Consider the following 21946-nt stretch of genomic DNA (forward strand, 5'->3'; position numbering starts at 1 on the left):
CGCAGCCGAACTGGGCGGTCGAGGCCGATGGACAACACGTTTTCCAGTGCCCCAGCCGCAGTCGCCCGGGAACTCGCCGATCACCACCAGATACCACCGTTGCGCACCCCGCCGGAGACACCAGCAGCCCGTGCCGATGATCGTGATCGGCACGGGCTGCCAGATGACCAGCGCTAGTTGTCCGCACCGAGCCGTTCGTTGTCCGTCCTGGACTGCCGCAGCGCGGCGACGATCTGCTCGGTCGAAAGAGCGGACTCGGTCACTCGGATTCGTCCCGTTCGTCGGTGCCGCCCATCGCGGAGCGGACCAGGTCGGCCAGGTCCATCGAGGCGACCGCGGCCGCCGCGTCGTCGGTGCCGTTCAATTCCTCGACCGTCTCCTCCGAAGCAGCAGGAGCCAGTTCGGCCAGCAGGTGCCGGGCCAGCGGCAGCGGGCTCGGGTAGTCGAAGATCAGCGTCGCGGGCAGCCGCAGCCCGGTCGCGGCGCCGAGCCGGTTGCGCAGCTCCAGCGCGGCGAGTGAGTCGATGCCCAGGTCGGTGAAGCCCTTTTCGACCCCGACCGCTGATGCGTCGTCGTATCCGAGGACTGCCGCCGTGTGCTCGCGCACCAGGTTCAGCGCGGCCGAGTCCCGCTCGTCCGCCGGGAGAGTGGCGAGCTTGTCGGCGAACCCGGCTTCCGGCTCTGCCGACGAGGCGACGGCCGCCCGCCGCGGTGCGACAGTGACGAGGCCCTTCAGCAGTGCCGATGCCCGGTCGGCGTCCTTGAGGTGGAGCTTCACCGGCACCAACGCCGCCGACGAAGCAGCCAGCGCGGCGTCGAACAGCTCCAGCCCCTCAGCCGCGGACAGTTCCGCGACCCCGGACCGGGCGATATGCGCCAGGTCCACCTCGCCGTCGGTGCCTTCCCACGGACCCCACGCGAGCGAGGTCGCGGGGAGGCCGAGAGAAGAGCGGTGCTCGGCCAGCGCGTCCAGGAACACGTTGCCAGCCGCGTAGTTCGCCTGTCCCGCGGCGAGCAGCAGGCCGCCCGCCGAGGAGTAAAGGACGAACGCCGCGAGATCCCGGCCAGCCGTCAGCTCGTGCAGGTTCCAGGCCGCGTCGACCTTGGGCTGCAACACGTTCTCGACCTGCTCCGGTGTCAAGGCACTCAGCACCGCACTGTCCATCTGCCCGGCCGCGTGCACCACGGCGGTCAGCCGCGGCAGCGTGTCGAGCAGCTTCGCCAGCGCGTCCCGGTCGGTGACGTCGCACGCGGCCACCGTCACCTTCGCGCCCTCGCCGGCCAGTTCGTCGACCAGTTCCCGCGCCCCCGCCGCGTCGAGACCGCGACGGCTGGTCAGGACCAGGTCACGGGCACCGCGAGCGACCAGGTGCCGGGCCAGCAGCCCGCCGAGCAAGCCCGCGCCGCCGGTGATCAGCACCGTGCCGTCCGGGTCCCATTCGACCGTCTCGCCGACCTCGGTGACCCGGGTCAGCCGCGGCACGCGCACCTCGCCGTTCCGCACTCGGGCCTCCGGCTCGCCGGACGCGACGACCGCGGGCAGCGCTCGAGCCGACTCCGCCGCGGCGTCGAGGTCCACGACCTGGATCCGGCCGGGGTTCTCCGCCTGCGCGGCCCGCACCAGACCCCAGACCGGAGCCTGCGCCAGCTCGCCGCGAGTGACCACGACCAGCTTTCCGTCCCCGGCCGACAGCCAATTCTGCAAGTGCCGCAATGTTTCCTGCACCACCTGGTGCACCTGCGAAGGCACCGCTCCGGTGCCGGAACCGACCGGCAGCACCAGGACATCCGCATCGACCGGCTCGGCCTTCAGCGGCACCCCGAGACCGAGGTCATCGGTGCCGAGCACCGCCCAGCCGTCCAGCGAAGGCACCAGCCGGACGCCCGAAGCGGGCTGCCATTCGATCCGGTACAGCGAGTCCGGCACCTTCGTGCCGAGCTGGCCTTCCGACACCGGCCGCGTGACCAGCGAAGCGATCTGGGCCACCGGAGCACCAGCAGCGTCCGCCAGGTCGAGCGACGAACCGCTCTCGGTCTCGCGGACCCGCACTCGCAGCGCGGTCGCACCGCTGGCCTGCAGCGACACCGAGTTCCACGCGAACGGGATCGTCGTTTCGGTCAGCGCCTTCGGACCGCCCGGGATCAGGAAATCCGTCGCGCCGAGTGCCGAGTCGAGCAGGCCCGGGTGCAGGCCGAATTCGTTCGCCGCGGTGCCTTCCGGCAGCGCGACCTCGGCGTACACCTCGCCTTCGCGCAGCCAGATCGCCCGCAGGTTGCGGAACGTCGGCCCGTAGCCGAAGCCGAGGCCGGCCAGGTCGTCGTACAACCCGGTCAGGTCAACCGATTCGGCACCGGACGGCGGCCACTCGCTCAGCGAGAATTCCGCGGCCGCGCCATTGGCCAGCGTGCCCGCGGCGTGCTGAACCCAGCCCGCCTCCGTCCGCGAGTGCACCGACAGTTCCCGGCGACCGCTGCCGTCCGGCGCGCTGATGACTACGCGCAGGTCGACCCCGTCGTCGGCCAGCAGCAAGGGCGCCTGCTGGGTCAGCTCCTCCAGGAGATGGCAACCGACCTGCTCCCCGGCGTGCACCGCCAGCTCGACGTACGCGGTGCCGGGCAGCATCGTCCGCCCCATCACCACGTGGTCAGCGAGCCACGGCTGCGTCGCGACCGACAGCCGTCCGGTCAGCACCACGCCGCCGTCCGGCAGTTCCACCAGGGCGCCCAGCAGCGGGTGTCCGGCGGACTGTGCGCCCAAAGTGCTGACGTCGCCGGTCGGCTTCGTCGCGTCGAGCCAGTACGACTTGTTCTGGAACGCGTAGGTCGGCAGGTCCACAGTGGACGCACCTTGGCCGGCGAACAGCGCCTTCCAGTCGATCTTCGCGCCCCGGGAGTACAGCGTGGCCAGTGCGGTGAACACGGTCGGCACCTCGGCCCGGCCTCGGCGCATCGCGGGCACCTGGACAACCCGGTCCGGCCGGTCGGCGACCGCGGTGTCGCATTCGCGAGCCATCCCGGTGAGCACCGCGTCCGGACCCAGCTCCACGAACCGGGTCACCCCAGCGGCCAGCAAAGTGCTGACCCCGTCGGCGAACCGGACGGCCTCCCGCACGTGGCCCACCCAGTACTGCGGCGAGCACAGCTCGGCGGCGGTCGCGATCTTGCCGGTCACGTTCGACACCACCGGGATCGACGGCGCGGAGTAGGTGAGCTTCTCCGCCACCACCGAGAACTCGGCCAGCATCGGCTCCATCAGCGACGAGTGGAACGCGTGCGACACGACCAGCTGCTTCGTGCGGCGGCCGGCGTCGGAGAAGGTCGCCATCGCGGCCTTCACGTTCTCTTCCGGACCGGAGATGACCACCGACCGCGGCCCGTTCACCGCCGCGACGTCGACGCCGGAAGGCAGCGAGGCTCGCACCTCGTCCTCGGTGGCCGCGATCGCCGCCATCGCGCCTCCGGCCGGCAGCGCCTGCATGAGCCGGCCGCGAGCGGCGACCAGCGAGCAGGCGTCGGCCAGCGAGAACACTCCGGAGACGTGCGCCGCGGCGAGTTCGCCGATCGAGTGCCCGGCGAGGTAATCCGGCCTGACGCCCCACGATTCGACCAGCCGGTACAGCGCGACCTCGATCGCGAACAGCGCGCATTGCGTGTACGCGGTCTGGTTGAGCAGCGGCGAGTCTTCCCAGATCACCTGCTTGAGCGGGGTGTCCAGCTCGACGTCGAAGAGTCCGCAGATCTCGTCGAACGCTCCGGCGAAGGCCGGGAACGCCTCGTACAGCCCGCGTCCCATGCCCGGCTGCTGCGCGCCCTGTCCGGTGAACAGGAACGCCGTCAGGTCGGCCGCGCTGACCGTGCCGGCCACGGTGCCCGCCGGGGTCCTGCCGTCGGCCAGTCCGTCGAGCGCCTTCAGCGCCGCTTCGCGGTCGGCCGCCAGGACCACCGCGCGGTGGTCGAGCGCGGCGCGTCCGGTGGCCAGCGAGTAGCCGATGTCGGTCAGGCTGACGTCCGGGTTGGCCCGCAGGTGTGCGGCCAGCCGGGCGGCCTGGTCGGCGAGCGCCGGGGCGACCGAACCGGCCAGCGGCAACGGGATCGCCGGGAGTTCCGGTGCGGTGCGCCGGGTTTCCTTGGCCGGAGCGGGCGGGGCCTCCTCGATGATGATGTGCGCGTTGGTGCCGCTGATGCCGAACGACGAGACGCCAGCACGACGCGGGTGACCGTTGCGCACCCACGGCCGAGGTTCGGTGAGCAGCTCGATGTTGCCCGTGGTCCAGTCGACGACCGGCGACGGCGCGTCGACGTGCATCGTCTTCGGCAACATGTTGTGCCGCAACGCTTGCACGACCTTCATCACGCCGGCCGCGCCACCGGAGGCCTGTGCGTGCCCGATGTTCGACTTCACCGAACCCAGGTAGAGCGGCCGGTCGCGGTCCTGGCCGTAGGTGGCCAGCAGCGCCTGCGCCTCGATCGGGTCGCCCAGCTTGGTACCCGAGCCGTGTGCCTCGACAGCGTCCACATCGGACGGATTCAATCCACCAGCGGCGAGCGCTGCGTGGATCACGCGTTCCTGCGAGGGGCCGTTCGGGGCGGTCAGGCCGTTGGACGCACCGTCCTGGTTGACCGCGCTGGAGCGGACCACCGCGAGCACTTCGTGCCCGTTGCGCTGCGCGTCGGACAACCGTTCCAGCAGGAGCAGACCCGCACCCTCGGCCCAGCCGACGCCGTCGGAAGCCGCGGAGAACGACTTCGACCGGCCGTTGGGCGAAAGCACGCCCTGACGGCTGGAGTCGACGAACAGGTCCGACTGCGACAGCACCGTGACACCGCCGGCGAGCGCCAGTCCGCACTCGCCCGCCCGCAGCGCCTGCACCGCGAGGTGCAGCGTGACCAGGGAGGACGAGCACGCGGTGTCGACCGTCATGCACGGGCCCTCAAGACCGAGCAGGTAGGAGATGCGGCCGGAGACGACCGCGCCCGAGCTGCCGTTCGGGATGTAGGCGGCGACGTCGAGCGGAGCGCCCGGGGCGCGGCTGCCGTAGTCGTCGTACATCGCGCCGGTGAAGACACCGGTCAGGCTGCCACGCAACGCGGTCGGGTCGATCCCGGCGCGTTCGATGGCCTCCCACGCGGTTTCCAGCAGGAGCCGCTGCTGCGGGTCCATCGCCATCGCCTCGCGCGGGCCGATGCCGAAGAACGCCGGGTCGAACTCCGCCGCGTCGTGCAGGAAGCCGCCCTCGTTGGCATAGGTCTTGCCGCGCTTGCCCCGCTCCGGGTCGTAGATGCCTTCGGTGTCCCAGCCGCGGTTGGTCGGGAAGCCGGAGACCGCGTCGACCTCGCCGACCAGCAGCTGCCACAGGTCCTCCGGCGACCGGACGCCGCCGGGGTAGCGACACGCCATGCCGACGATCGCGATCGGTTCCTGCATCGACGCGTTCGTCCGGGCCGTCGTCGCCGGGGTCTTCGCGACCGCGCCGAGCAGCTTGCCCTTGACGAAGTCCGCGACGGCCTTGGCGGTCGGGTGGTCGAAGATCAGCGTCGCGGGCAGGGTGAGGCCGGTCGCGGTGCCGAGGAGGTTGCGGAGTTCGACCGCGGCGAGCGAGTCGAAGCCCAGTTCCTTGAACGCCCGGGTTCCGTCCACTTCGGACTTGTCGGCATAGCCGAGCACGGTGGCCACCTGCGTGCGGACGAGGTCGAGCAGCACCCGGTCCCGTTCGCTTTCGACCAGCGCGGCCAGTTCGCCGGCGAGCGCGTTGTCCGCCGCCTTGGCCGCCTTCGCCACGCGACGTGCCTTCGGCGGCACGAAACCACGCAGCAGCGCGGGCAGTTCGTCGGTGCGCGCCCGCAGTGCCGGGACGTCCACGCGAAGCGGCGCGATGACCGCGTCTTCGGTGGCCACGGCGGCGTCGAACAGGGCGAGACCCTGCTCGGCGGTCACCGCGGGCAGGCCGAGGCGGGCCATCCGGGCGAGGTCGGCTTCGGCGAGGTCGCCGCCGAGTCCGGTGTTCTCCGCCCACAGACCCCAGGCCAGCGCGGTAGCCGGAAGCCCGGCCGCACGCCGGTGTTCGGCGAGCCCGTCAAGGAAGGCGTTGGCCGCCGCGTAGTTCGCCTGCCCGGCCGGAAGTACCTGGCCGCCCGCCGAGGAGAACATGACGAACGCCGACAGCTGCCGGTCGGCGGTCAGCTCGTGCAAGTGCCAGGCCGCGTCGGCCTTCGGCCGCAGCACTGCGGCTAGCTGCTCAGCGGTGAGCGAATCGAAGACGCCGCTGTCGGCGGTACCGGCGGCGTGCACGACCGCGCCGAGGTCCGGCAGGCCGTTGATCAGCTGCTCGACCGCCGCGCGGTCAGCAACGTCGCAGGCCGCCACCTGGACCGTCGCGCCCAGGTCAGTCAGCTCTTCGGCCAGCTGCGCGGCACCCGGTGCGGCAAGCCCGCGACGGCTGGTGAGCACGAGACTCCGCACGCCGTGCTCGGCCACCAGGTAACGCGCCAGCAGACTGCCGAGACCGCCGGTGCCACCGGTGATCAGGACCGTGCCGTCCCACGACGCGGTGCCGGTCGATTCGGTGCGGGTGTAGCGCGGAGCGAGCACCGAACCGGCGCGGATCGCGGCTTCCGGCTCGCCCGAAGCGACCACCGCGGCGATCGTCTCGACCTTCGTGTCCGCGTCCGCGTCGATCAGGAACACGCGTCCGGGGTGTTCGGCTTGCGCCGCCCGGGCGAGGCCCCACAGCAGACCCTGCGTGACGTCCACCGTGGACGCCGTCGACGCCGTGGACTCGCCCGCCGGAACCGCCGCCTGCGTGACGATCGCGAGTTTCGTGTCGGTCAGCCGCGTTTCGGCCAGCCACGCCTGGATCTCGGCGAGCAGCCACGTCGCGTTCGCCCGAGCCGCTTCCGGCACCGCGCCCGCCGAGGCAGGCACCGAGAGCGTCACGAGACCGGGCACCGGCTCGCCGCGATCGACGGCCCCGAGCAGGTCCGCGAACCCGCTGTAGGTCGCGGCCACGCCGACCCGGCCACGGCCGATCGCGACGACGTCGCCCGGCTCCGCGGCCGGGACCGGCACGGACTGCCAGCCGATCTTGAGCAGTGAACCGTCGGTGGTCTCCGCCGGTGCGGCCAGTTCGGTCCGCACCGGCCGCGAGACCAGCGACTCGACCGACGCGACCGGGTTGCCTTCGCTGTCGGCGACCTCGATCGAGGACAGCTCGTCGCCGTCCAGCCGCACGATCCGCACCCGCAGCACCGAAGCGCCGACCGCGTGCAGGGTGACGCCGTTCCAGACGAACGGAAGCAGCGTCGAACCGCTCGGGTCGCCGAGGAGGTCGGCGTGCATCGCGGTGTCGAGCAGCGCCGGGTGCAGGCCGTACGAGCCCGCCGTGGACGCGGCCGGTTCCGGCAGCGCGACCTCGGCGAACACCTCGTTGCCCCGTCGCCACGCGGCCGTGAGCCCCTGGAATGCCGGGCCGTAGCCGTAGCCACGCTCGTTGAGCCGCTCGTACGCACCCTCGACCGGGATCGGGGTCGCGCCCGCCGGCGGCCATTCGGTGAGGCCAGCGGGTTCCGGCCGGGCAGTCGCGGACAGCGTGCCCAGCGCGTGCTGGGTCCAGTCGCCGTCCGATTCGACCGGGCGCGAGAACACGGTGACTGGGCGACGCTCGCCGTTCGCGGGGCCAACCACGACCTGCAGCGCGACCGCGCCGTCCGGCGGCAGGACGAGCGGCGCTTGCAGCGTCAGCTCCTCCACCGTCGGGTGGCCCACCTGGTCACCGGCGGCGACGGCCAGTTCGACGAACCCGGTGCCGGGCACCAGGATCGCGCCCTTCACCACGTGGTCGGCGACCCACGGCACCGAAGCCGCGGACAACCGTCCGGTGAGGACAGTGGTGTCCGAACCGGACAGTGCCACGACCGCGCCCAGCATCGGGTGCGCCAGCGGCTGCTGACCGACTGAAGTGACGTCGCCGGACGGAGTCGCGTCGAGCCAGTAACGCTTGTGCTGGAAGGCATACGTCGGCAGGTCCAGCCGGACCGGACCGTCGCCGAGCAGCGGGCCGAGCTTCACCGCGCCGCGGATGTGCAGGCGGCCGGCCGCGGTGAGCGCGGTGCGCACCTCGTCCTGGTCGCGCCGTCCGAACGGAACGAACTCGGCTTCGGCGCTCTGCTGGCCGAGCGCGGACAGCACGCTGTCCGGCCCGATCTCCAGGAAAGTCCGGACGCCGCTCTCCGCCAGGGTCGTGACCGCAGCGCCGAATCGGACGGTCTCGCGGACATGGGTGACCCAGTACTCCGGGGACCGCAGTTCGTCGTCGGTGGCGAGTTTCCCAGTGACCGTCGAGACAATCGGGATCCTCGGCGCCTCGTATGTCAGCCCCGAGGCGATCTCGCGGAACTCGTCGAGCATCGGCGTCATCAGCGGCGAATGGAACGCGTGGCTCACGCGCAACCGTCGCGTTTGGACATCGCCGGCAGCCCGCTCGATCTCGGCGACCACGTCCGCCTCGCCCGAGACGACCACGGCGGCCGGGCCGTTCACCGCTGCGATGCTGACCGCGTCCTCGTGGCCTCGCAGCAGTTCCCGGACCGCGTCTTCGGTCGCGGCGAGCGAGACCATCGCGCCGCGACGGTCGTTCAGCGCGCCCATCAGCCGGCCGCGCGCGGCGACCAGTTTTGCCGCGTCCTCAAGGGAAAGCACACCCGCGACGTGGGCCGCGGCCAGCTCGCCGATCGAGTGCCCGGCGAGCGCGTCGGGCCGGAAGCCCCACGACTCGGCGAGCCGGAACAGCGCGACCTCGACCGCGAAAAGCCCGGTCTGGGTGTACTGAGTCTGGTCCAGCAGACCGCGGTCGGCGAGTTCGGTGGTGCCGAACACGACGTCTCGCAACGGAACGTCGACGAGCGGGTCGATCGCCGCACACACCGCGTCGAACGCGGTCGCGAAGGCCGGGTACGCGTCGTACAGCTGGCGTCCCATGCCGACCCGCTGCGCGCCCTGACCGGAGAACAGGAAGGCGAGCTTCCCGTCCACGACCTGCCCGGTCGGCGCGTCTCCGCCAGCCAGCGCGTCGAGTCCGTCAGCGAGTTCTCCCGCGGTCTCGGCGACAACCACCGCGCGGTGTTCCAGCGAGGCACGCGTCGCAGCCAGCGAACGCGCGACCTCCGCGACGGAAACACCTTCAGCGAGCCAAGAACGCAGTCGCGCCGCCTGTCCCCGCACCGCTGCGGCGGACCGGCCGGACAGCGCGACCGGCGCGATCGTCTGCGTCTCCGACGGCCGCTCGACCGGAATCGCCGGTGCCTGCTCCAGGATCACGTGCGCGTTCGTGCCGCTGATGCCGAACGACGACACCGCGGCGCGCCGCGGCCGGCCGACCTGCCACTCCCGCGACTCGGTCAGCAGCCGGACCGCACCAGTCTCCCAATCGACCACAGTGGACGGACGGTCCACGTGCAGCGTCTGCGGCAACTGGCCGTGCTGCATCGCCATGACCATCTTGATGATGCCCGCGACACCCGCTGCGGCCTGTGTGTGCCCGATGTTGGACTTGATCGACCCGAGCCACAACGGCTCTTCTCGGCCCTGGCCGTAGGTGGCCAGCAGTGCCTGTGCCTCGATCGGGTCGCCCAGCGTGGTGCCGGTGCCGTGGCCCTCCACAGCGTCCACTTCGGACGGCTGCAGACCAGCATCAGCCAGCGCCTTGGCGATCACCCGCTGCTGCGAAGGACCATTCGGCGCGGTAAGGCCGTTCGACGCGCCGTCGTGGTTCACCGCGGAGCCCCGGAGGACCGCGAGCACCGGGTGGCCGTTGCGACGTGCGTCAGACAGCCGCTCGACGAGCAGCATGCCCGCGCCCTCGCCCCAGCCGGTGCCGTCCGCCGCTTCGGCGAACGCCTTGCACCGGCCGTCGGCGGAAAGCCCGCGCTGACGGCTGAAGTCGATGAAAGTGTCCGGAGTGGACATCACGGTGACACCGCCGGCCAGCGCCAGCGTGCACTCGCCGCGACGCAGTGCCTGCACCGCCCAGTGCAGTGCGACCAGCGACGACGAGCACGCGGTGTCCACCGTGACGGTCGGGCCTTCCAGCCCGAGCGCGTACGACACCCGGCCGGACACGACGCTGGCGAGGCTGCCGTTGCCGAGGTAGCCCGCGATGTCGTCGGAAACCGTGCCGAGGCGGGTCCCCCAGTCGTGGTACATCACGCCGGCGAACACCCCGGTCGCGCTGCCGCGCAGGCCGACCGGGTCGATTCCGGCCCGCTCGAAGGCTTCCCAGGAGACCTCCAGCAGCAGCCGCTGCTGCGGGTCCATCGCCGCCGCCTCGCGCGGGCTGATCTCGAAGAAGTCCGCGTCGAACTCGGCCGCGTCGTGCAGGAAGGCACCGTGCTTGACGTAGGAGCGGCCGGGCTTGCCGGGCTCCGGGTCGTAGAGGGAGTCGACGTTCCAGCCACGGTCGACCGGGAAGCCGGACAGCGCTTCCTCGCCCTCGGAAACGAGCCGCCACAGGTCTTCCGGCGTCTCGACGCCACCCGGGTAGCGGCAGGCGATGCCGACGATGGCGATCGGTTCCTCCGGGTCCACAGTGGTCACCGGAGTGACCGTCTGCACCGGAGTGAGACCAGCCAGCCGCGACGCCAGGTACTCGGCGAGCGCACGCGGCGTCGGGTAGTCGAACACCAGCGTCGCGGGCAACCGCATGCCGGTGACCGAATCGAGGATGTTGCGCAGTTCCACCGCGGCCAGCGAGTCGAACCCGATCTCGCCGAACGGGCGGGCCGGGCTGATCGCGTCCGCGCTGTCGTGGCCGAGAACGGCCGCGACGTGCGTGCGCACCAGGTCGAGCAACGCTCGGTCCCGGTCGGCCTCGGCGAGGTGCGCGAACCGCTCGGCGAACTGCCGCTCGGGCGTCACTTCCCCGCTGGCGACGGCGATCCGGCGACGGCCTGCGGGAATGAGCCCGCGCAGCACCGCCGGGACATCCTCGCCGCGCGACCGCAGGGCAGCGCGGTCAACGCGGGTCGGGACGACCGTCGGAACACCGGTGCCGAGCGCAGCGTCAAGAGCGGCAAGGCTTTCCGGCACGGTGAGCGGAGCCAGCCCCAGCCGCGTGATCCGATTTCGGTCCACTTCGGACAGTGTCGCGCCCATGCCGATCGCTTGACCGGCGTCGGGTGCCCACAGCCCCCAGGCCAGCGACGTCGCGGGCAAGCCGGCGGCGTGCCGGTGCTCGGCCAGTGCGTCGAGGAAGGTGTTGCCTGCGGCGTAGTTCGCCTGTCCGGCACCGTCGGCGAGCCCCGCCGAGGAGGAGAACAGCACGAACGCCGACAAGTCCAGCTCCGCGGTCAGCTCGTGCAGCGCCCACGCCGCGTCGAGCTTCGGGGCCAGCACCGCGTCGAGCTGCTCGGCGGTCAGCGAGCCGATCATCGCGTTGTCGAGCACGCCAGCGGTGTGCACGACGGCGGACAGCGGGTGCTCGGCCTTCTTGATCGCCGCCGCCAGCGAACGCTTCTTGCTGACGTCCGAGGCGACCACCTTCGCGGTCGCACCCAGCTCCGCCAGCTCTTCGACCAGTTCGGCCGCGCCCGGTGCGTTGAGGCCGCGACGGCTGAGCAGCAACAGGCTGCGGACGCCGTGTTTCGTGACGAGGTGCTTCGCGACCTGGGCACCGAGACCGCCGGTGCCGCCGGTGATCAGCACGGTGCCGTCGGCGCGCCAGGTCGGCTCCCCGCCTTCGGCGGCCAACCGGACCATCCGGCCGGTCGAGACCGTGTCACCGTCGATGCGCAGCTCCGGTTCGCCCGAGCCGAGCGCGGTGGCCAGGGTCGCCGCCGTGACCGTGCCCTCGACCAGGACCACGCGACCAGGGTGTTCGGCCTGCGCCGAACGCACCAGCCCGCGGACCGCGGAGTCGGCCAGCGAGCCGCGCGTCAGCACGACCAGGCGCGCGCCGGCGTAGCGGTCGCCTTCCAGCCACTGCTGCAGCACAGTCCGCACGCGGTGCGCGGTCTGCTTGGCAGCGGCGGCGATGTTATTGCCCGGCACGGAAACCGGCAGCAGCACGACGTCGGGCACTTCGACCAGCGACACCAGCGAGTCGACCACCGGAACGTCGAAACCGCTGATCGAGCCCAGCGAAGCCAGCGTCGGCAGCTCGGCCGAGCCGGTGACCGGCGTCCATTCGACGGTGTACAGCAGGTCACGCGCCTGGGTGCCGAGGTCGGCCTCGCGGACCGGCCGCGAGCGGAACGACTCGACTGACAGCACCGGCATACCGGCCACGTCCGTCACGTCGATCGAGACGCCGCCGGTGGCAGGGGACGTGATCCGCACCCGGACCTCGGTCGCGCCGGAAGCATGCAGCCGCACGCCGGTCCACGCGAACGGCAGCCGGATCTCGTCCGGCTCGCGTGCCTCGCCCGGCGCGAAGTCGGTGGCGTGCAGGACCGCGTCCAGCAGCGCCGGGTGGACGCCGAACGCCGCGTCGCGACCGGTCGCGGGCAACGCGACCTCGGCGAACACAGTGCCGGCTACGTCGTCACGCTTCCACGCGGTGCGCAGGCCCTGGAACAGCGGGCCGTAGCCGTAACCCTGCTCGGCCAGTTCGGAGTACAGCTCCGACGTGGCCACGACCTCCGCACCAGCGGGCGGCCATTCGCCGCGCGGCGCGGGCTCGACCACCGGGCCGGCGGCGAGGACGCCGACGGCGTGCCGGGTCCAGGCCGCGTCGGCGTCGTGGTCGGGACGGGAGTGGAACTCGATCGTGCGGCGGCCGTCGACGTCCGGGCCGACCAGCGTCTGCAGCGCGACACCACCGGTCTCCGGCAGCGCGAGCGGGGCCTGCAGCGTCAGCTCGTCGACCACGCCAAAGCCGACCTGCGCGGCGGCGTGCAACGCCATCTCGACGAACGCGGTGCCCGGCAGGACCGGGCTGCCCGCGATCGCGTGGTCAGCCAGCCACGGGTGCGTCCGGAGCGCGACGCGACCGGTGAGGACCAGACCGTCGTCGCCTGCCAGACCGATTTCAGCGGCAAGCAACGGGTGCCCGGAAGCCAGCTGGCCGAGGTCCGCCGCGTCGCCGTGGCCGGTCGGCGCGGTGAGCCAGTAGTGCTGGTGCTGGAAGGCATACGTCGGCAAGTCGACAATCCGCGCCGAGCCGAAGACGGCCGCCCAGTCGATCGCCACGCCGCGGGTGTGCAGGCGGCCGAGTGCGGTCGCGAGGGTGGTGGCCTCGGGCCGATCGCGGCGCTGCGCGGGGGTGAACGCGATGGCGTCGCTCGTGCCGGCGGCCATCGCCGAGAGCACGGCGTCCGGGCCGACCTCGATCGCGGTGGTCACACCAGCGTCGACCAGGGCCTGGACCCCGTCGGCGAACCGCACCGCGCGACGGACGTGCCACAGCCAGTACCCCGGCGAGCACAGTTCTTCGGCGGTCGCGATCCGGCCGGTCACGTTGGAGACGACCGGGATCGCCGGGGCCGCGTAGTCGACCACCTCGAGGATCTCGCGGAACTCGGTCAGCATCGGCTCCATCAGCGGCGAGTGGAACGCGTGCGACACACGCAGCTCGCTGATCTTGCGGCCCTGCATGCGGAACACCGACACGACGGCTTCCACCGCCTCGCGCTCGCCGGAGACGACGACCGACGTCGGGCCGTTCACCGCGGCCAGGCTGACCTGGTCGCCCAGCAGCGGCTGGACCTCGTCCTCGGTCGCCGCGATGGCGACCATCGAACCTCCTTCCGGAAGCGCCTGCATGAGCCGTCCGCGAGCAGCGACGACCAGGCACGCGTCGGCGAGCGACCACACGCCCGCGACGTGCGCGGCGGCCAGTTCGCCGATCGAGTGGCCGAGCAGGATGTCCGGCCGCACGCCCCACGATTCGAGCAGCCGCGCCAGCGCGACCTCGACCGCGAACAGCGCGCACTGCGTGTACTGCGTCTCGTTCAGTTCCTCGGCGTTGTCGCCGAAGAGGACGTCGCGCAGCGGGGTCTCCATCTGCACGTCGAGGTGGTCGACGGCCTCGTCGAAGACCTCGGCGAACTTCGGGTATTCCAGGTACAGCTCGCGCCCCATCGCGAGGCGCTGCGAACCCTGTCCGGTGAACAGCATCGCGAGCTTGCCCGGGGTGCGCTCGCCGATGACGACATTCGGGTCCTGCTCCCCCGCCGCCAGCGCCTGCAACCCGCGCGCGGCGTCGGCGACGTTCTCCGCGACCACCACGGCGCGCTGGTCGTGCGCGGCACGGGTGGTGGCGAGCGAGAAGCCGAGGTCAGTCAGGTTGCCGCTTTCCACAGTGGACACCAGTGCGGCGGCCTGCGCCTTCAGCGCTTCCGCACTGCGCGCCGAGACAACGAGCGGCACGACCGGCAGCTCGGCACTGGTGGTTTCCACGGTCTCGACGGCCGGAGCCTGCTCGATGATGACGTGCGCGTTGGTCCCGCTGACGCCGAACGACGAAACGCCAGCGCGGCGCGGACGTTCGATCGCCGGCCATTCCCGCTGCTCGGTCAGCAGCTCGACGGAGCCCGTGGTCCAGTCGACGTGCGGCGTCGGCTCGTCCACGTGCAGCGTCTTCGGCAGCACGCCGTGCCGCATCGCCTCGACCATCTTGATCACACCCGCGACACCTGCCGCGGCCTGCGTGTGGCCGATGTTCGACTTGATCGACCCGAGCAGCAACGGCGTCTCGCGGTCCTGCCCGTAGGCGGACAGCAGCGCCTGCGCCTCGATCGGGTCGCCAAGCCGGGTGCCGGTGCCGTGTGCCTCGACGGCGTCCACATCGGACGCTTCCAAGCCAGCGTCGGCCAGCGCACGCTTGATCACACGCTGCTGCGACGGGCCGTTTGGCGCGGTAAGGCCGTTCGACGCGCCATCGGAGTTGATCGCCGAGCCGCGGACCACGGCTAGCACCGCGTGTCCATTCGCGACTGCGTCGGAAAGCCGTTCCAACACCAGCACGCCAACACCCTCAGCGAAGCCAGTGCCGTCCGCGGCGGCCGCGAAAGCCTTGCACCGGCCGTCTTCCGCCAGACCACGCTGACGGCTGAAAGCGGTGAACGTGCCCGGCGCACCCATCACCGCGACGCCACCGGCCAGCGCGAGCTGAGTTTCGCCGCGCCGCAACGCCTGCACCGCCAAGTGCAGCGCGACCAGCGAACCGGAGCAAGCGGTGTCGACGGTCAGCGTCGGCCCCTCCAGACCGAGCGCGTAAGCGACGCGACCGGAGACGACGCTGGGCGCGTTGCCGGTGAGCATGTACCCGTCGAGACCGTCGGGAGCTTCGTGCAGCCGCGGGCCGTACTCCTGCGCCTCCGCGCCGATGTACACGCCTGCCGGAGTGCCGCGCAGCGTGGACGGGTCGATCTTGGCCCGCTCCAACGCTTCCCACGCGGTCTCCAGCACGAGCCGCTGCTGCGGGTCCATCGCGGACGCTTCGCGCGGCGCGATGCCGAAGAACCCGGCATCGAATTCCCCGGCGCCGGGCAGGAATCCGCCCGAGGTCACGTAGCTGCTGCCCGGCTTGTCGGGGTCCGGGTCATACAGGCTGTCGAGGTCCCAGCCGCGGTCCTCCGGGAAACCGGAGATGGTGTGCACCCCCTCGGCGACCAGCTGCCACAACGCTTCCGGCGACACCGCGCCGCCCGGGTAGCGGCAGCCGATGCCGACGATGGCGACCGGCTCGTCGTTCGCCGCACCGGCGGCCAGCGCCGCGACGGACTCCTGGACGCCGAACACCTCGGCGTGCAGGAAGCGGGTGACCGCGGCCGGGGTCGGATAGTCGAAGGCCAGCGTCACCGGCAGCTCCAGCCCGGTCGCGTCGGTCAGCTGCGCGTGCAGCTCCACCGCCGCGAGCGAGTCGAAACCGTGGTCGGAGAACGCTTTCTCCGGGTCGAGGACGGCCGGAACCTCGGGCAGCGCGGCCTGCAGCGCCGCCCGCGTCGCGTCGTGGACCACGCCGGCGAGGAACCCCGCGCGGTCCGCCGGCGGCAGAAGCGTCAGCCGCTCCGCGAAGCCGGATTCCCGATTCTTCTCACTCTCACGCATTGCGCACTCCACCGCGGTAGCCAGGCAGCATTCATGGGTCGTCGATCGGATCGTAGGGCGGACTCGGGCCGCGCCGGATCCCCAGAAAACGTCGTTAGGGGCGGGAAATCACCAGGCGATGCGCAGGAGCGACGGACCCCGCACGATGACGCCGTACTCCCACTTCACGCCATCGCGGCCGTCCGCGAACCGCAATTCCGGAAACCGCACCAGGATCGCCTTCAACGCCTCCTGCAACTCAAGACGGGCCAACTGCGCACCAATGCAATGATGCGGCCCATGCCCGAACGCCACATGCGGATTCGGACTCCGCGTCAAGTCCACCACATCCGGATCCGCGAACACCTCCGGATCACGGTTAGCCGCATGCAACGCAGGCAACACCGGATCACCCGCCCGCACCACCACATCACCCAAGCGAACATCCTCGACCGCATAACGCGCGAACATCGCCGCCGTGTTGACCGGCACCCACCGCAACAACTCCTCCACCGCCGCCGGCACCAACTCCAGGTTCTCCCGCAACTGCGCCACCAGGTCCGGCCGCGTCAACAACGTGAAAACAAAACTCGGCAACGCCGACGAAACCGTCTCCACCCCACCAGTCAACAACCCCGCACCAGCGATCGCGATCAACTCGCTCTCACTCAGCTTCTCACCAGCATCACGCGCATAAACAAGCGCACCAAGCAAATCATCAGTCGGCTCCTCACGACGCCGCGCAACCAACCCCGCCACATACCCATCCAACCGATCGCCGTAGACATCCAGCACATCACCCTTCGCCGTCGCGTCGCTGACGAGGGCCTGAGTCCACTCGCTGAAAATCCTGTGATCCTCCTCCGGCACACCAAGCAACTCACAGATCACCGTCACCGGCAACGGCCGCGCAAGCCCCTCCACGAGATCGCCAGGCCCGCCGCTCTCGACCATCCCGTCGATCAGCTCATGCACCAACACACGGACACTCTCCCGCATCGCCTCCAGCCGACGCGCGGTAAACGCCTTGCTCACCAAACGACGCAACCGGGAGTGATCCGGCGGATCCATCCCCATAATGCCATCACCCATCTGCTGACGACGCATCCTCGGCTGATCAAGCCCCTGCGCCAACTCACGACTGAACCGCGAATCAGTCAACACCAACTTGACGTCGGCATACCTCGTCGCCAACCACGCCGGCTCACCAAACGGCAACTGCACCCGACTCACCGGCTCGTCACACTGCAACCGACGATACGTCTCAGAAACAGACGTCTCACACATATCGAACGGATACGCCCGCACAGTCCGACGAATGCTCATCACAATTCCCCTCCGATCACAGCCATCGGCTGCTCCAATGCCTGGGTGTCATGGGTGTGCTGGACATAGGAAAGCGCCGACATCAGCGTCGACGAGGTGATCCGGCCGCTCGGCGCGCGCTCGGCGATCCCGCGCAACGGCAGCGAACCGAGCTCGGACCAGCCGAGCCTGCCGTCCGCGTCGAGCGTGCTGCGCGCCTGGCCCGCGTTGTCCGGATGCAGGCAGTACGGCACGTCGAGCAGACCGCGTTTGAAGGCGACCACGAGCGCGCGGTCGAGATCGGCGTGGCTGTTGAGGACCGCGTCGACCAGGGCGTGGGCCTCGCGGTAAACCTGGTTGTCGGAGTCCACAACGGCCTTGATGCCCTTAGCCGACGCCGCCGCGTGTTCGAGCGCGGTCACGTTCTCCGCGACGGTCGGGATGCGGTGCGCTTCGGCGGCGGTCTTGACGATCAACCGCTCCGAATCTGTGCTCATCGCCAGTTCAGCGGCCTTGCCCAGCAACAACATCGCGCCGTCGGGCGTGCGCGGGAAGAGGCCCATATAGGCGTAGATCACCACGTGCCAGGTCGCTTCCGGCAGGAACTCGGCGCACAACCGGCGCAGCGCGGCAACCGCTTCGCGATCCTGCTGAAGGTTCGTCTGCTGCGCATAGCTCACCGAGATACTGCGTACGCCTTTGCGGTAGAAGAACAACGCCTCCAGAAAGCTGATCGCGACCAGCTCGCTCGGCGGGCACAGCTGCCCCAGCATGCAGCCGCCGAACGTCTCCAGATGCGGACGGCCGCCCGGATGTTCGGCCTCGACGAGCAGATCGCAGCAGGACGCCCAATTCCGCACGGCTTCGTCGAGCGGCGTGCGGCTGTAGGGCAGGCAGTAGGAAACCGGGCCGCCCTCAGTGGCGTGCAGACCGGCGGCGATCATCGCGCGGAAGATGTCCACCGGCCGCGCCGAACCGTGCCGGACCTGCACCGGGAAGTCCGGGCCTTCGAGGCCGTCGAGCATGGCCCGGGTCACCTCGGGCGGATGGTTGACGATCGGGTAGCCGTTGAGCGGAATCCCGTTGCGCAACGCATGTGCCGCGGATTCGGTGTCGCGGACCCGGGTGTAGCTGTCGAGCGTAAGCGTGCCGACGGTCGCGGCGTTCGCGTGTTTGGTCGCGACCAGACCGGCGCGCATCGCGGCCGGACTGTCGAAGCCCATGCGCGGTTGCACGACCAGTTCCCCGGCCGCGTGCCGCTGCGCGACGAACCGCTCGAAGCTCACGCCTCCTCCAGCTGGCTGACCCCGCCGGGAAGCGTGGCCGCGAAATGCCGGAAGGCGGCGGCGTTCTTCTCGTCGAACACCCCGTCGAACCCGGCGAACAGCAGCTCCGCGGTCTGCTCGTCCGACAGCGGTCCGCCAGTGCCGAGCTTGCCGCCGATCACCATCGGCAGCCGACGCAGCTCCGGGATTCCCCGCAGCCGCTGCACGACCCGGAGCCCGTCTTGGTAGCCGTGCCCGTTGACGCTGCTCAGCACCAGCATCGCCGGACGGCGGCTGACGCATTCGGACTCCAGCAGCTCGTCCGGCACGCACGCACCCAGGTTCACCACGTCGAAACCGAGTTCTCCCACCAGAAGTTCGAGGTAGACGAGGTTCCAGGTGTGCGAGTCGGACGCCATGCTGCTGACGATCACCGTGCGTCCGCTGGGCTCTTCGACGATGCTGCTGCCGTACGCGCGGACCTCCTCGCTCATGGCGACACCTCATAAGCTCGCTGATAGTCCAATCGCGACACTGAGATGACCTCATCGCCGCGGACCACGACTTCGGTGGGCGCCGGGCGGCCGAGAAAGCTGATCAGACTCGCGGTGACGCCGTACGCACCGACGTTCGGCACGGTCAGCAGGTCTCCAGCGGACAGCTCAGGCAGCTTCGCCGCCTTCGAAAGCGAGTCACCGGGAGTACACAGTGGACCGACGAGCTGTCCCGGGTTGTCCCCGATCTGCTCGACACCGACCGCGGCGGGCAGCAGCCGTCCGATCCCGGAAAGGCCGCCGACCACGTTGATCCCGGCGTCGAGAATGACGAACCGGTGACCCCGGCTCTCCTTCACGTTCACGACACCGGCCAGCAACGTCCCGCACGTGCCGGACAGGTAGCGGCCGGATTCGCAGGCCAGCTCGACCTCGCCGCTGCGCCATTCGGGCAGGTACAGGTCGAGAAGCTGCTCCAAACCGTTGCGCAGCTTCGGATAGTCGGTGCGCTCGCCGGGAACCGCGTACGGCGACGAGAATCCGCCGCCGATGTCGAGCAGTTCCAGCGGCAGCCCCGTCTCCTGACGCAGCTGCGCGGCCGACTGCAGCACGAACTCGTATTCGCCGAGCAGCGCGTCCTCGTCCTGCGCGTTGCTCATGGTGAAGAAGTGCGCGCCGACGATCTTCGCCCCGGGCACCGCCTTGAACAACGGCATCAGCTCGGGCAGCGTCTCAGCGTCGACGCCGAACTGCGACGGCCGGCCCATCATCCGGATCCCGGTCGACGCGCTGCCCTGTGTGGTGTTCACCCGCAGCAGGCAGCGTGCGACGGTGTCCTGCCGTTCCGCCGCGGCACCAACGTGTTGCAGGTCAGTCAGCGATTCCACGGAGAACAACCGGACGCCGGCGGTGATCGCCGCGGCCAGCTCGCCGTCGGTTTTGCCCGGGCCGGTGTAGAGGATGTCCCCGGGCGCGAACCCGGCGGTCAGCGCGTTGGCCAGCTCACCGGTCGAGCTGATCTCCGCGCGGCATCCGCCTTCGCGGAGTTCGCGGGCGATCTCCGGATGCGGGTTGGCCTTCAGCGCGTAGTAGACCGCGAACCCCTCCGGGAGCAGGCCGAACAGCTGATCGCGCGACTGGGCGGTCACGTCAAGGTCGTACACGTAAGCCGGCGTGCCGAACCGTGCGGCCAGCTCGTCGTACTTGCTCATTTGCGGGCACCTTCCACCAGCAGGGCGAGTTCCTTCGTCGCGTTCTTGCCGTGCGCGGTGAGCGGGAACTCGTCCACGACGTGGCACAGCGCGGGCACTTTCTGCGGCTCCAGCCGCTGCGCCAGTTCCTTGAGCACCGTGGTCGGCGGCAAGTCGCTTTCCACGCAGATCGCCAGGTCACGAGTCTCGCTCGGCGGGATCGCCCCCGCCGCGCGCACGCCGGGGATGTCCATCGCGGCCGCCTCGATCTCCAAAGTGGACATCCGGATTCCCTTGCGCTTGAACATGTCGTCGCGACGGCCCTCGAAGTAGAGGTAGCCGTCCTCGTCGAGCCGGCCGTAGTCACCGGTGTGCAGGCGAAGCTCGCCGGTGGCCTCGTCCCGGCGGAACGCTCGCGCGGACAGCTCCGGGGCACGCCAGTAGCCGGGCATCACGTGCGGTCCGGCGGCCACGATCTCGCCGATTTCCCCAGCGGGCAACGGAGTTCCGTCGGCGGCGAGGATGTGCACGGTCGTGCCGGGCAGCGGAAGCCCCGACGAACCCGGACGCTCGGTGTCCTCCTCGGGCGGCATGACGGTGATCCGCTTGCACTCGGTCTGCCCGAACTGGCGGACGACGCGGACGCCGGGGAAAGCGTCGCGGAGCTTCGCGATGGTCGAATCCGGCAGCGCCGCGCCGGTGTTGGTGAACAGCCGCACCGGAGCCGGTTCGCCCTGTTCCCGCTCGGCAAGGGTCGCGATCATCGTCGCGAGCGAAGGCACGATCGGAACGACCGTCGCGCCGACCTCGCGCATCCGCCGCAGCAGGCGAAGATCGGATTCGGCGTCGGCGAGCACAATCTCGCTGCGGCCGAGCGTCGAGAGGAGGACTTTGTACAGACCGTAGTCCCAGGACATCGGGAACCGGCAGAAAACGACGTCGTCCTGGCGGTAGCCGAGCACCGCCTGGATCGCGCTCGCGGCGAAGGTGACCTGCCGGTGCGGCCCGATGACGCCCTTGGGCGCGGCCGTGCTGCCGGAGGTGTAAACGAGAACGGCGACGTCGTCCAGCTCGACTTCGGCCGGCTCTGCGCGAGTGCCATCGCGGTAGGCTTCCTCGACTTCCGTCCACAGTGGAGCAAACTCTCCGGGTTGCACGATCAGCACCGGTTCGGCGTTCTCGACGACGGAATCGAAGTGGAACTGCTTCATCGCCGGGTTGATCGGCACGAACACCGCGCCCCGGCGGGAAGTGCCGTGGAAGAGCGCGACCAGCGCCCGGTCCGTCGGCAACTGCACTACTACGCGATCGCCGCGCCCGATCCCGCGCCGCGCGAGGACCGCCTCCACCGCGTGACTCCAAGCGGCCAGCTCGGCATACGTCCACACCCCCGCCCGGTCGCGCACCGCGGCGGCGTCCGGCGCACCGGCCGCCGCCGCGTCGAGCAGGGCATGGACGAGAGAACCGGATTCGTTCACGACTGCCACTCCCGAAAGGATTCGTAGAATCACCGTGCCTGCGCGGGATAGCTCCCCGACGTCGGAGAAAAGCTATCCGCGCGCAGCCGGTGATCCACACCCCTAACGGCCCCTAGCTGGCACTCTGCCGGTCCGGCCCGAACACCGTGAAGGGCTCCTTGCGGGAATCAGATTCCCGCAAGGAGCCCTTCAC

At 70.5% G+C, this 21946-nt stretch carries 6 protein-coding genes; all 6 read right to left on the reverse strand.

Annotation, left to right across the window (positions count from 1 at the left end; translation table 11 throughout):
• Nucleotides 1-259 precede the first annotated feature (259 nt).
• The gene (locus tag BM362_RS10325) at nt 260-16054 is read right to left on the reverse strand and encodes a type I polyketide synthase (protein ID WP_093572947.1); all 15795 of its coding nucleotides are present in this window, start codon (nt 16052-16054) and stop codon (nt 260-262) included.
• A gap of 96 nt (nt 16055-16150) precedes the next feature.
• Nucleotides 16151-17347 carry a cytochrome P450 gene (locus BM362_RS10330; RefSeq protein ID WP_093572939.1) on the reverse strand — a complete coding sequence of 399 codons (1197 nt, stop codon included), beginning with the start codon at nt 17345-17347 and terminating at the stop codon, nt 16151-16153.
• On the reverse strand, nt 17347-18612 hold the full coding sequence (locus tag BM362_RS10335) for a methylaspartate mutase (protein ID WP_093572948.1): 1266 nt from the start codon (nt 18610-18612) through the stop codon (nt 17347-17349). The genes BM362_RS10330 and BM362_RS10335 overlap by 1 nt, the downstream gene beginning before the upstream one ends.
• Nucleotides 18609-19085: a cobalamin B12-binding domain-containing protein gene (locus BM362_RS10340; RefSeq protein WP_067580518.1), complete on the reverse strand. Its 477-nt coding sequence runs from the start codon at nt 19083-19085 to the stop codon at nt 18609-18611. Before BM362_RS10340 ends, BM362_RS10335 begins: the two co-directional genes overlap by 4 nt.
• Nucleotides 19082-20296 (reverse strand): alanine racemase, encoded by a 1215-nt coding sequence (locus BM362_RS10345; RefSeq protein ID WP_067580516.1) that lies wholly within the window; start codon nt 20294-20296, stop codon nt 19082-19084. The genes BM362_RS10340 and BM362_RS10345 overlap by 4 nt, the downstream gene beginning before the upstream one ends.
• Nucleotides 20293-21762 (reverse strand): AMP-binding protein, encoded by a 1470-nt coding sequence (locus BM362_RS10350; RefSeq protein ID WP_232791613.1) that lies wholly within the window; start codon nt 21760-21762, stop codon nt 20293-20295. Before BM362_RS10350 ends, BM362_RS10345 begins: the two co-directional genes overlap by 4 nt.
• Nucleotides 21763-21946 lie beyond the last annotated feature (184 nt).

Source organism: Amycolatopsis rubida, assembly GCF_900115345.1.
Classification (GTDB): Bacteria; Actinomycetota; Actinomycetes; order Mycobacteriales; family Pseudonocardiaceae; genus Amycolatopsis; species Amycolatopsis rubida.

Coding starts and splice junctions, on each gene's coding strand:
- BM362_RS10330 (WP_093572939.1), bottom strand. CDS start 17,347: ATGAGCATTCGTCGGACTGTGCGGGCGTATCCGTTCGATATGTGTGAG.
- BM362_RS10340 (WP_067580518.1), bottom strand. CDS start 19,085: ATGAGCGAGGAGGTCCGCGCGTACGGCAGCAGCATCGTCGAAGAGCCC.
- BM362_RS10345 (WP_067580516.1), bottom strand. CDS start 20,296: ATGAGCAAGTACGACGAGCTGGCCGCACGGTTCGGCACGCCGGCTTAC.